This is a genomic window from Pseudomonas mandelii, from assembly GCF_006438925.1.
In the GTDB taxonomy this organism is placed as follows: Bacteria; Pseudomonadota; Gammaproteobacteria; order Pseudomonadales; family Pseudomonadaceae; genus Aquipseudomonas; species Aquipseudomonas mandelii_C.
In genome coordinates, this window is the sequence record NZ_RCZA01000002.1 from 208,899 (window position 1) to 221,592 (window position 12,694).

The 12,694-nt window shown below is 56.3% G+C and carries 12 protein-coding genes; 6 read left to right on the forward strand and 6 right to left on the reverse strand.

All coding sequences use genetic code 11. The features are described from left to right. Positions 1 to 14: 14 nt before the first annotated feature. From EAH74_RS04810 to acs, 5 genes are all read right to left on the reverse strand, one after another. Positions 15 to 1,127 carry a M14 family metallopeptidase gene (locus EAH74_RS04810; protein ID WP_140676550.1) on the reverse strand — a complete coding sequence of 371 codons (1,113 nt, stop codon included), beginning with the start codon at positions 1,125 to 1,127 and terminating at the stop codon, positions 15 to 17. Between the two features lies 1 nt (position 1,128). Further along, positions 1,129 to 1,827, reverse strand: a complete 699-nt coding sequence (locus EAH74_RS04815; RefSeq protein ID WP_111451530.1) for an ABC transporter permease — start codon at positions 1,825 to 1,827, stop codon at positions 1,129 to 1,131. After that, a complete protein-coding gene (locus EAH74_RS04820; RefSeq protein WP_140676553.1) occupies positions 1,824 to 2,513 on the reverse strand; it encodes an ABC transporter permease in 690 nt (229 codons plus the stop codon). The genes EAH74_RS04815 and EAH74_RS04820 overlap by 4 nt, the downstream gene beginning before the upstream one ends. Before the next feature lie 91 nt (positions 2,514 to 2,604). Next, complete coding sequence (locus EAH74_RS04825; protein WP_008154331.1) at positions 2,605 to 3,378, reverse strand: ABC transporter substrate-binding protein; 774 nt, start codon at positions 3,376 to 3,378, stop codon at positions 2,605 to 2,607. 697 nt (positions 3,379 to 4,075) lie between these two features. Continuing rightward, positions 4,076 to 6,031, reverse strand: a complete 1,956-nt coding sequence (gene acs, locus EAH74_RS04835) for an acetate--CoA ligase (RefSeq protein WP_140676558.1) — start codon at positions 6,029 to 6,031, stop codon at positions 4,076 to 4,078. Between the two features lie 446 nt (positions 6,032 to 6,477). Here acs and EAH74_RS04840 point away from each other — a divergent pair, with 446 nt between their 5' ends. The 6 genes from EAH74_RS04840 (at position 6,478) to EAH74_RS04865 (ending at position 11,955) form a co-directional block, all read left to right on the forward strand. After that, positions 6,478 to 6,741 carry a DUF2790 domain-containing protein gene (locus tag EAH74_RS04840; RefSeq protein ID WP_123368728.1) on the forward strand — a complete coding sequence of 88 codons (264 nt, stop codon included), beginning with the start codon at positions 6,478 to 6,480 and terminating at the stop codon, positions 6,739 to 6,741. 188 nt (positions 6,742 to 6,929) lie between these two features. Continuing rightward, a complete protein-coding gene (locus EAH74_RS04845) occupies positions 6,930 to 7,205 on the forward strand; it encodes a hypothetical protein (RefSeq protein WP_140676561.1) in 276 nt (91 codons plus the stop codon). A gap of 517 nt (positions 7,206 to 7,722) precedes the next feature. Next, positions 7,723 to 8,973, forward strand: coding sequence for a ribonucleotide-diphosphate reductase subunit beta (locus EAH74_RS04850; protein WP_008034875.1), 1,251 nt, complete (start codon positions 7,723 to 7,725; stop codon positions 8,971 to 8,973). Positions 8,974 to 9,390: 417 nt separating this feature from the next. Continuing rightward, on the forward strand, positions 9,391 to 9,924 hold the full coding sequence (locus EAH74_RS04855; protein ID WP_140676564.1) for a BRO-N domain-containing protein: 534 nt from the start codon (positions 9,391 to 9,393) through the stop codon (positions 9,922 to 9,924). Positions 9,925 to 10,044: 120 nt separating this feature from the next. Next, positions 10,045 to 10,758 (forward strand): HNH endonuclease, encoded by a 714-nt coding sequence (locus EAH74_RS04860; RefSeq protein WP_140676567.1) that lies wholly within the window; start codon positions 10,045 to 10,047, stop codon positions 10,756 to 10,758. A gap of 207 nt (positions 10,759 to 10,965) precedes the next feature. Further along, positions 10,966 to 11,955 (forward strand): hypothetical protein, encoded by a 990-nt coding sequence (locus EAH74_RS04865; protein WP_140676570.1) that lies wholly within the window; start codon positions 10,966 to 10,968, stop codon positions 11,953 to 11,955. Positions 11,956 to 11,969: 14 nt separating this feature from the next. Here EAH74_RS04865 and EAH74_RS04870 read toward each other — a convergent pair whose 3' ends face one another. After that, positions 11,970 to 12,674: a DUF6933 domain-containing protein gene (locus EAH74_RS04870; RefSeq protein WP_140676573.1), complete on the reverse strand. Its 705-nt coding sequence runs from the start codon at positions 12,672 to 12,674 to the stop codon at positions 11,970 to 11,972. Between the last annotated feature and the right edge of the window lie 20 nt (positions 12,675 to 12,694).

Sequence of the window (12,694 nt, forward strand, 5' to 3'; positions counted from 1 at the left end):
ACAAAAACAGTCAGTCAGTCGTTGAGCAAGCGCCCGTGACGCAGCGCTTCGCGCCCCGCCACCTTGGCCAGCCAGAAACCGGGTTGGGCATAACGCAGCCGTTCAATGGCAAACAGCACCCCGGACGTACCAGCACACACCGTGCTGACCCGATCCGATAACGGATCGATCACTTCGAAAATCTCATCGCCGGCTTCAATCCACTCACCGGGTTTACGCAAGAAACTGATCACGCCAGGATGCGGCGCGAACAGCAATTCAGTGCCTTCGAACGGCATGCCTTCGCAAGCATCTTGCGCAGGTTTTGGCCATTCGCCGCTGATCAGGCCTTGCTCGGCCAGGAACGCCAGAATGCCTTCCGCGTAAGCGCAGGCTTCAGCGCGACCGGTATCGGCCTGACCACCTAATTCAATGGTAGTCGCCAGGCAGGCCAGGGGAATCTGCGCATCAGGAAACAGACGCGACAGACGCAACCACGGCAGCGAGCACGCTTCGTCAAACGAACTGCCGCCAGAATCTTCCGCCAGCAGCCCCACCTTTACGTTCAGGTGCGCGGCCAACGAACGCCATTGCGGCCAGTGTTGCGGCAAGGCGTACATGTGCAGCGCCGCTTCGGCATCGCAATGCAGATCCAGCACCACGTCAGCAGTGCAGGCATGGCTCAGCAAAATGCGCTGCATGCCTTGCAACTGACTTGTAGCTTGCGGCAATGCGGCGAGCACATCACTCATGGTCTGACGGATCAGCTGAATATTGGCGTGCGGATCATCACCCAGGTGCCCTTCCAGCTCGGCGGCCACTGGCGCGCTCAGCTCGACGAAATCCCGGTTGAAGTTCTTGCCGCTGCCCGCCTCAAAACGCCCTTGATGATTGCCCTGAAGCAGTTGGCCGAGGCCCAGTGGATTGGCCACCGGCACCAGCTCGATCACACCGTTGAGCAAGCCTTGGGCTTCAAGTTCGGTCAGGCGCTTTTTCAGCTCCCAAGCCGTACGCATGCCCGGCAATTCATCGGCGTGCAGGCTGGCCTGGATGTAAGCCTTGCGCTCGCCACTGCCGAAGCGGAACACCGAAATCTGGCGTTCGCTGCCCAAGTGGCTCCACGGCAATGAATGATCGATGCGTTCCATATCAGTGCTTCCGCGGGGCCAGATAGCCCAGCCAGCGGCGCTCGGCCAGTTTGAACATCCGCACCAGAATGAAGGTCAGGCACAGGTAGAACACGCCGGCGGTGATGTAGGCTTCGAACGGCAGGTAGAACTGAGCGTTGACCGTGCGCGCGGCACCGGTGATGTCGATCAGGGTCACGATGGACGCCAGACTGGTGGTCTGCAGCATCATGATCACTTCGTTGCTGTACTGCGGCAGCGCCCGGCGCAGGGCCGATGGCAGCAGGATGCGCTTGTACAGTTTGAAGCGCGACATGCCCATGGCCTTGGCCGCTTCGATCTCACCGTTCGGCGTGGCACGCAAGCTACCGGCGATGATTTCAGCGGTGTAGGCGCTGGTGTTGATCGCGAAGGCCAGGCACGCACAGAACGTCGCGCTGGACAGCCACGGCCAGAGGAAGCTTTCACGTACCGCTTCGAACTGCGCCAGACCGTAGTAGATCAAGAACAGCTGCACCAGCATCGGCGTGCCGCGGATCACGTAGGTGTAGAGCCAGGCGCTCATGTTGACGGCCGCGTTTTTCGAGACGCGCATCAAGCCCAGCGGCAACGCGCACAGCAGGCCGAAAAACAGCGACAGCGCGAGCAATTTGAGGGTGGTCACCAGGCCGCCGAAGTACAGCGGCAGGGCCTCCCAAATGACGTTGTAGTCGAAGATCATAGATCAGCCGCCCTTACGCCTACCGAGTAGCGCTTCTCAAGGTGACGCAATGCCAGCAACGAGACGCTGGTGATCACCAGGTACATTGCCGCCACTGCGAGGAAGAAGGTGAAAGGCTCGCGGGTGGCATCTGCCGCCTGCTTGGCCTTGAACATCATGTCTTGCAGCCCCACCACCGAAATCAGCGCGGTGGCCTTGGTCAGTACCAGCCAGTTGTTGGTGAAACCCGGAATCGCCAGGCGAATCATCTGTGGTACCAGCACCCGGAAGAACACCTGAAAACTGCTCATGCCGTACGCCATGCCGGCTTCTGCCTGACCTTTGGGAATCGCCATGAAGGCACCACGGAAGGTTTCCGACAGGTACGCACCGAAGATGAAGCCCAGGGTGCCGATACCAGCGGCCAACGGATTGAGGTCGATGTAGTCGTCAAAACCGAGCATCGGCGCGACGCGGTTGAGCAGGTCCTGACCACCGTAGAAAATCAGCAGGATCAGCACCAGGTCGGGAATCCCGCGGACCACCGTGGAATACAGGTCGCCCAGCCAGGCCAGCCAGCGAATCGGGGACAGACGCAGCGCAACGCCGATCAGACCCAGAACAATGGCCAAGACCATGGACGACAAGGCGAGCTGAAGCGTCAGCCATGCGCCATCGAGGATGACAGCCCCGTAGCCTTTCAACATGATTCAGGTCCTCGAAAAGGGGGATGAAAAAATGGCGCAAACCTCAGAGATCCTGTTGCTTGCGCCATTTCGGACTTGTCGCCGGGACGTGTTACTTGCCGTAGATATCGAAGGCGAAGTACTTGTCCTGGATTTGCTTGTACTTGCCGTTCTCACGAATGGCGGTGATCGCGGTGTTGATCTTGTCTTTCAGCGCGTCACCCTTGCGAACCGCGATACCTACGCCGTCGCCGAAGTATTTGACGTCGGTGAACGCAGGGCCAACGAAGGCGAAACCTTTGCCAGCATCGGTTTTCAGGAAACCGTCATCCAGCAGCGTAGCGTCTGCCACGGTGCCGTCGAGGCGGCCAGCAGCCACGTCGAGGTAAATTTCGTTCTGCGAACCGTAAGGCTTGATCTCGGCACCCAGCGGGGCCAGGACTTCACGGGCGAAGCGCTCGTGGATCGAACCACGTTGCACGCCGATGTTCTTGCCCTTGAGCTCAGCCAGGCTGTCGCTGACTGGAGTGCCGGCCTTCATGACCAGGCGAGCCGGGGTGTTGTAGTACTTGTTGGTGAAGTCCACGGACTTCTTGCGGTCTTCAGTGATCGACATGGACGACAGGATCGCGTCGATCTTGCGCACTTTGAGTGCCGGGATCAGACCGTCGAACTCTTGCTCGACCCAAACGCACTTGACCTTCATCTCTTCGCACAGAGCGTTGCCGATGTCGTAGTCGAAACCAACGATGCTGCCGTCCGGCGCTTTGGAAGCAAACGGAGGGTAAGCCGCTTCGATACCAATTTTCAGAGGCTTTTCATCGGCGAAAGTCGGCAGGGACAGCACGGACAGTGCCAGGGCGCCAAGCAGCACGAGTTTCTTCATCTTGGGACTCCATCGGTAAAGGGCTAAAACGGCAGAGTGAGCGATAGCCCAATATGCGAATGAGTGGAACCGCAAAGCGGTGCTGCGTCGTATGAATCGCGCGTTTTTTTCAACGCGAGCAACAACGAGCGAGTGATCGGCATTCTAACGACAGGCCCGAAGCCGATATTTCTTCAATGCGACAACTAATTACAGAAGCACCGAGAAAGCCGCTTGGGCGCGTTGACAGCCTTGCAAATTCATGCAAGAGCAAAAGACAGTGAACCGATCTATGCTGCAAATTGCGGGCCTATTATTGGCAAAGCCTTCTAATCCGGCAAGCATAGCGTTGTGTCTTATTTTTATGGGGGTTGGTGCGGCCCGATGATGGGGCTTTGCGTTTCCCAATGCCCCGTATGGGAGCGAGCGGTTACACATTCAGTTACTTGAAGGCTTGCAGGTAACAGTGGGAAATCACCTACAGACGAAGCCGATAATTATTGGCCGTTGTTGATGTGGTGTCTGACAGATCGCCATCGCGAGCAAGCTCGCTCCCACAGTTGATCTCCAGTGAGCATAAGATTTGTGCCAGGCGCAGATCCCCTGTGGGAGCGAGCTTGCTCGCGAAGAGGCCCGAACTGCCGACACAAAAACATCAGGCAATAAAAAGCCCCGCCAGACGCAATGCCGGGCGGGGCTTTGGTGACTCAAGAACCGCTTAAGCGACGTTCATGATCTTGTGCTCATCAATCAAATGCTGCACCACACCCGGATCGGCCAGAGTGGAGATATCCCCCAACCCATCGTATTCGGCCGTAGCAATCTTACGCAGGATGCGGCGCATGATTTTGCCCGAACGGGTTTTCGGCAGACCCGGCGCCCACTGGATGACATCCGGCGAAGCAATCGGACCGATCTCCTTACGGACCCAGTTTTTCAGTTCCAGACGCAGTTGCTCGCTCGGCTCTTCGCCACCGATCAACGTGACATAGACATAAATGCCCTGCCCTTTGATGTCGTGCGGCACACCGACCACGGCCGCTTCGGCGACTTTCGGGTGAGCGACCATCGCGCTTTCGATCTCGGCGGTCCCCATGCGGTGGCCGGACACGTTGAGCACGTCATCCACGCGACCGGTAATCCAGTAGTAACCGTCTTCGTCACGACGCGCACCGTCACCGGTGAAGTACATGCCGCGGAACGTCTTGAAGTAGGTATCGACGAAGCGGTCATGGTCGCCATATAGCGTGCGCGCCTGGCCTGGCCACGAATCAAGAATCACCAGGTTGCCCTCGGCAACGCCTTCGATGATGTTGCCCAGGTTATCCACCAACGCCGGCACCACGCCGAAGAACGGACGTGCCGCAGAACCCGGCTTGAGCGCGTGCGCACCCGGCAGCGGGCTCATCAGGGTCGCGCCGGTTTCGGTCTGCCACCAGGTGTCGACGATCGGGCAACGGGACTGGCCGACGTTCTTGTAGTACCAATCCCACGCTTCCGGGTTGATCGGCTCACCGACCGAACCCAACAGACGCAGGCTGCTGCCATCGGCGCCTTCAACGGCGGCTTTGCCGGACGCCATCATCGCGCGGATGGCGGTAGGGGCGGTGTAGAGAATGTTGACCTTATGCTTGTCGACGATTTTCGCCACCCGGGTGATGTCCGGGTAGTTCGGCACGCCTTCGAACAGCAAAGTGGTCGCGCCATTGGCCAGCGGGCCATAGACAATATAGGTGTGGCCAGTGACCCAACCGACGTCAGCGGTGCACCAGTAGACTTCGCCCGGACGGTAGTCGAACACGCGTTCGTGGGTCATCGCCGCGTACAACAGATAGCCGCCAGTGGTGTGCTGTACACCCTTCGGCTTACCGGTCGAACCGGAGGTATAAAGGATGAACAGCGCTTCTTCAGCACCCATTTCTTTCGGCGCGCACACAGTGCCTGCCACTTTCATCAGGTCTTCGTACCAGATGTCGCGATGCTGGTTCCACTTGATGTTGCCACCGGTGCGCTTGCACACGATGACTTTCTGGATGCTGCTGGTTTCCGGGTTGGTCAGCGCGTCGTCGACGTTGGTCTTGAGCGGGATCTTCTTGCCGGCACGAACACCTTCGTCGGCCGTGATCACCACTTTGGATTTGCAGTCGATGATCCGACCCGCCAGGGCTTCCGGCGAGAAACCACCGAACACTACCGAGTGAATTGCGCCGATCCGGGTACACGCCAGCATGGCGACCACGGCTTCGGGGATCATCGGCATATAGATAGTCACCACGTCGCCGCGGTGCACATCCTGGCCACGCAGGGCATTGGCGAACTTGCAGACTTGTTCGTGCAGCTCGCGGTAGGTGATGTTGCGGCTTTCGGCAGGGTCATCCCCTTCCCAAATAATCGCGATTTGATCGCCGCGCTCGGCCAGATGACGGTCGAGGCAGTTGTAGGAAACGTTCAGGGTGCCGTCGGCGAACCATTTGATGTCGACATGGTGATCGTCGAAGGAAGTCTGTTTCACCGTGGTGAAAGGCTTGATCCAGTCGAGGCGCTTGGCTTGCTCGCGCCAGAAGCCGTCCGGGTTAACGACGGACTGCTGGTACATGGCCTTGTAGGTCGCCTCATCAGTCAGCGTGTTGGCCGCAACCTCGGGACGAACGGGATACAGAGAAGCCGCACTCATCTTTGTTACCTCGGTGGAATAGTTGTTTTTGTATGACCCAGTTGTAGCCGGGCCGGGCCTATAGAACCATTCGACGATGGTAGTAACAAGCCCCTACAAAATGTGGCTATACCTCGTCGACACGCTCAAGCCCGGCTATCCAGGGCCCCTGTAGGAGCTGCCGAAGGCTGCGATCTTTTGATCCTCAACGGCCGCCAAGATCAAAAGATCGCAGCCTGCGGCAGCTCCTACAGGGATTGTTACGAAATTCGCCAAAGGTGTTTATCAAAAGCACGCCTATATGAATGTAAACCCCACGCCTAAAATCAGCCTCGCCAACCAGGCAACGTGATTAACCCAGTTGCAGCCCCCACGAAGGCAGTTAATCCAAAACCAGTACTTAAGTTCTACACGCAACCCCAAAAAGGTTGCGTGACCCCACTCGACCTCTAAAAGGTAAATCTGAAATGAAAGCTTTATTAGTTCTGGCCCTCAGCAGCCTGTGCGCAACCGCCATGGCAGACGAGGTCCCGACTGATGTCGCACAGCAGCAACCCGCCGTTGAGGAATACACTTACTCCACTCACCTGGACATCGCCAAAGTTATCTCCATGAGCGAAATCCCGAATGTGTGTGAAGTTGTTCCAGCCACAATGGAATACGACGACTCCAAAGGCCAACGCCACATTCTTCGTTACAGCGTCATGGGTAACGGCTGCTCTAACGGCTAATCACCCGCTCTCACCCTCCCAAGGTTCGACCCACCCGCCCGCTATTTAAGGCAGATGAAGCGCCGAACCTTATATATCGACTTATACGATTTATTTAAGCGTTTATTTGCGCTTTTTAATCGAATTAGTTGGCGTAGTATCAATTCCACACCAAGGCACAAGACGCCAACGAACCTGGAGCCACTACCATGAAAACCAAACTGATCCTCGCCCTGACCCTCTCCGTCCTGGCCGCTAACACCTTCGCCGCTGACGGCAACGACCGCACTGGCTCGGCTACTTACACCACACAAGCAGCTGTCGCTTCTGACGGTTACGACCATACCGGTTCGGCGTCTTTCGCCTCCGATGGCTCCGACCACACGGGCGCTGCCAAACTCGCCTCTGACGGTTTTGATCACACCGGCGCTGCCAAACTGGCTGCCGATGGCGCAGATCACGTGGGTGCCGCTCGCTTCAGCTGATCATGTAGCGTGACGTTACAGCCCGACTTCGGTCGGGCTTAGTTGTGTCTGTGGCCTTCGAAAACCGACTCAAAACACAACATGTAGTGAAAAAGGCAATTTTTTGGCTGTTTTTTGAACAAAAAAATTGCCCGCTAAAATTTATGAAAAAAAATCTGCACCCGCGACATCCAGCCAAAGCCCTGTAAACCCTCGCTCCGACCGAAAAACACTCCTTCTCGTGCGCTCCATGCGCGGATTCGCCCCACCACGACCGCAAAAATTTCCCTATAATGCCGCCTTAAACGGGCCTGCAATATTCCCTTACAGGGATAACAGCCAGTCTGAAGCCCACGCCGAAGTCCTCACCGATTTCAGCGCCCGTCAGAGGCTCTCGGAACCCCGTACAAAATTATGTTTATTTGCCTGCGTGTACCGCTGCAAAAAACGCTATCCAACGCGGCCAGTACGGTCGTGTGAAAAACAACCAATCAGTTTTCACACGGGCAAATGGCCCTCACGCAGGAGACGACACGTCATGCTGAGCTGGGACGAATTCGACAAAGAAGACAGCGGCGAAACCGTTGTAAAAGGCGCCAACGCTGGCCACGCAACTGAAGCCAACATGGACCGCCTCGACACCGCTGGTGGCGTCGCGGCTCAAGAAGCCCGCGCTGTAACCGCGTCCGACTCCGCCGCAATCGCCCGTGCAAAAGCTGCCTTGGACAACCTCGACATCGCCGAAGGCCTCGCCGAACTCGAAGGCGCCTCCGCCCGTGTGGCTGTCGACGAAAAGCGCATGATCAACTGCCGCGCCGACCTCAACCAGCTCGTCCCGTTCAAGTACGACTGGGCCTGGCAGAAGTACCTGGACGGTTGCGCAAACCACTGGATGCCGCAAGAAGTCAACATGACCGCCGACATCGCCCTCTGGAAAGACCCGGAAGGCCTGACCGACGACGAGCGCCGCATCGTCATGCGCAACCTCGGCTTCTTCTCCACCGCCGACTCCCTGGTTGCCAACAACCTGGTGCTGGCCGTGTACCGCCTGATCACCAACCCGGAATGCCGCCAGTACATCCTGCGCCAGGCGTTCGAAGAGGCGATCCACACCCACGCCTACCAGTACTGCATCGAATCGTTGGCCATGGATGAAGGCGAGATCTTCAACATGTACCACGAGATCCCATCGGTCGCGAAAAAAGCCACCTGGGGCCTCAAATACACCCGTTCGATCTCCGATCCGAAGTTCGAAACCGGCACCGTCGAAACCGACAAAGAATTGCTGCGCAACTTGATCGCCTACTACTGCGTTCTGGAAGGCATCTTCTTCTACTGCGGCTTCACCCAGATCCTCTCCATGGGCCGCCGCAACAAAATGACCGGCGTCGCCGAGCAGTTCCAATACATCCTGCGCGACGAATCCATGCACCTGAACTTCGGCATCGACGTGATCAACCAGATCAAAATCGAAAACCCGCACCTGTGGGATGCTGAAATGAAGGAAGAAGCTTCGCAGATGATTCTGCAAGGCACTCAGCTGGAAATCGAATACGCGCGTGACACCATGCCTCGCGGCGTGTTGGGCATGAACGCGGCGATGATGGAGGACTACCTGAAGTTCATCGCTAACCGTCGTTTGTCGCAGATTGGGTTGAAGGAAGAGTACCCAGGGACAACTAACCCGTTCCCTTGGATGAGCGAGATTATGGACTTGAAGAAAGAGAAGAATTTCTTTGAGACTCGGGTTATTGAGTATCAGACTGGTGGGGCGTTGAGCTGGGATTGATTCCTGGAGCTCGCCGCGATTTGACGATTGCGCTCTGAATCGAAAAATCGAAAAGCAAAAGCCCCGATCTGATCGGGGCTTTTTATTGGGGAATGAAAAACTTTTTTCCTTCCCTACGCTACGACGCTAAAACTCCTACAGCACTTACAGCTCCGTCCGCATTGATGCCCATTCAAAGCACCTCTAAGCTCCATTGAAGGTGCCTAAGAAACGCCCAACGTAGAAGCTTGGCCAATCACACAGATGCACAATTCACCTTTTTGGTGATTTGTTGTTCGGATGTGTGAAGGCTTTGTTCGTTGGGATTTTTTAAGTCCACTCTACGTTGGGGTCAGGCCCTCCTAAATCTAAACGTAGAGGTAATGGATATGCCTGAACACGATCTACCCCGCACTCTCGCCATTCTGGAGATCAGTCATGACTGATCCCTTCTCTGTAACAATCTTCACTCGCCACAACCTTGCCCTACATGCCCTCCTACTAGAAAACCAGCCATGGTTCTGCGCCCGCGGTCTAGGTCGCTTAATGGGCTTCCATCTGAATGATCGTGTGGTCAGCAAACTGGACGAGGATCAGAGACATACGTTGTTGATTGAGTACCACGGCCAACCGGAGAAGCGGTTGATGATCAGCGAGTCCGGTGCGTATGCGTTGCTGGTATATCACTACGCGCCGGGGCATCGGTTGTTGCGTGAATGGCTGACTCATCAGGTGGTTCCTGCCTTGCGTGATGCGACGCCGTCGAAGAACACGGATCGGCCGATGTTGAGTTTGTTGGATTGGCCGGAGATGTCGTTGAGTCTGTTGCATTGGCAGGATGAAGGCTGGATTCGGCTGCGGGACATGCCTTATCTGTTGCTCAATCGCACGCGGCGGCGGGTGCCGGTGGTTAAGCCTTGGTGGCGGAAGGTTGTGGAGGTGTTTCAGTCGTCAAAGCATTCGGTGGGTTAGTGCGGTGGTCCCCTTGTAGGATCGATTGAGCGATGCATCTGACTTTTCTGTAGGAATTTTCGTAGACAGTCGTAATAGCCACTCAGTATCGTCCGAGGGTTTTCAACCCTCGGCGATTGTATGGACACTGAAAAGAGCAATAGCGATTGGAGTGACGTGGAGATTCAGGCTGCGGTCGATGCCTATCTCAGCATGTTGTCCCGCGAACAGAGCGGTCAGAAAGTCGTTAAGACTGAGGAAAATCGCATCCTGCGTGAGGGAGCCTTAGCCGGTAGGACTAAAGGATCTGTTGAGTTTCGGATGCAAAACATCTCTACCGTGCTGGTCGAACTGGGCCGAGCTCGCATTGAGGGATACAAACCCGCCAAGAATGTCGGCGCGAATGTTGCGCGAAGCATTCGTGAAGCGCTAAACGCGCCAAGCACTTTGACGCCCGAGGATTTTGCCCCGACGGCAGACGAGGTAACGCTGGAGCTGCGAGCAGCCAAACTTGAGCGGCAACCGCTTAAAGATGAGCCGAAGGGGATTGAGCGACCAGAGCAAACTCAGTCGAGCGGAAAGTCTTATGTTCGCGATCCTGAAGTGAGAGCGTGGGTTCGCCAGCAGGCTGAAGGCAAATGCGAAGGCTGTGGCGAGCCGGCTCCGTTTGAAAAGGATGGCAGGCCGTTTCTTGAGGTTCATCACGTTAAGCATTTGGCGCAGGAGGGCTCGGATCGCACGAGCAATGCTGTGGCGCTTTGCCCGAACTGTCATCGTCGTTGTCACCATTCGAGCGACAGGGATGAATTCACTTCCTCGCTGTATACGAAGGTGGAGCGGCTGAAGGCTGAGTAGTTGAACTGGATTCATCACCGTAAGTTGCGTTGCTACTGACTCAGCGCGGGGCATGTAGACCGAGTTGATGCAGGGATTCGCGAGCAGGCTCGCTCCCACAGGCTTGGTGTGTCGCCGCAGTTTTTGCGCTGTATTGAAAACAGTCAGTGCAACCCGTCCCGCCTCCCGCTATTAATACCCTTCCCCCCTCAAGGACCCGAGCCCACCATGAAATTCGACCTCGCCTACTGCCTCAGCCTCGACGACAAGCTGTCGATCTATGACGTGCGCGATTTGAATTTCGACGAGACCATGGATTTCGATTCCGCCAAAGAACACTTCCAATGCCCCAACGATGCCTGTCGTTTGGCCTTCGATGCGGCGAATGTCTTGACCACGTTCAACGCCAAAAACGTGAACTACGTGCGCACCCCGCACTTCAAGAACACGCCCAGCACCCGGCATGTGGCGGATTGTCCTTATGTCAGTCTCAAGGCTTCGGCGTCAGGTGCGGACGCGGACGGCGCGGAAACGGATGACAGTCGCGAGGAGCATTTCCCGTCGGAGTTGTTGCTGACGCGGCGTGAGTATGTGCGTAAGCCGTCGAACCCGGCGGTGGCGGCTGACGTGGTGCGGGACGATCCGAAACCCTCTTCAGCGGCCAGTGATGTCGAACACCCGAGCCGCGAGTCGGCACCGGACAAGACCAGTGTCTTCGCCCATCCGGTGGAGTGTTTTGTGTCGAACTTCGAGGACAAGGAGCTGCTCAAGCGCATGCCGCTGAAGATTGGCGAGCACACGGCGCCTTATGGGTCGTTCTTCAAAAAGATCGAATACCTGACGGACAACAGGGGGCTGATTTACTGGGGCAAGATCAAGGAGATCAAGGATTACACGCAGAGCTTTCGCATCGACTTCGAACAAAAGGTCTGGTTCAAGCAAGCGGACGAGGCAAAGAAGAAGCCTTATTCAGTCAACGTTTACCTGAGCAAAAAGCTGATCGACAACTACCGCAAGCGCAAAGCGTTTCTGGAAGAGATCAAGCACGCCAGTGAGAGCGGGAAAGAGTTGTATTGCTTCTTTTATGGTGTGACGCCGGAGTTGAAGCAGGTGCCGAGCAAGAAAAACCCCGAGCAGACGTTCGGGGGGTTCAGTGCAAATATTGAGAACCTGGATCACTTTATTGTTCGTGAAGCGCCGGGGTTGGCGGATAAGTAACTTGCTTCATAGCATTACTGCGGTGGCTGGCCCTGCTTCGCGTAGGCCGCTTCCAGCTCCCGTATTTCTCGTTTGACTTCATCACGTCGATTACGTGCGGCCTGGATGCCAGGCTCGTCGAGTCCACAGTACTGACGCATCCAGTGAGCCATCATCTCCTCATCCGGCACTAAATAGCCTTTGGCGTTTTTGCTGCCTCTAATGAAGTGGTTCATCTTCGCGTCAAAGCGACCTGCCATGATCTCGTCAGGTGGCAAACAACCCCACTCTGCGGCGTAATCCTCAAAGATCCAGGCGATTTCGCCTATATGGCCTTGCGCACTGCGATGACCGCGTTTGTACAGCCTGTATTGGCGGCAGCTTTCATTGAATCGTTCAAGCATAGAGTCATGACCAACCCATTGCAGGACATCATGGTGCAGTGCATCACGCATCAGTCCGTTCATCCAACGATCAGAAAACCGCTGAATGAAACCTTTAACGTCAGCCTTCTTCGCATCCGCAAAAATCATGCAGTAGCGGGTTTGTATGTGAATGACGAACAGCACGTGTTTGCGTTGCACGGTGATGGCATGGACCAGCCACTGCTCCGCAAATTCAACCGGCTCATCGTCCTCGATAACGGGCGATGGCGGTTTCTCCACCGGGGTCATTTTCTTACCCTTGTGGACGCGGCTGAAAAGGTTGCTGGCTGCTTCGGTGCAGTTGAAGATCAACATGCGTGGTCCTTTTATGAAAT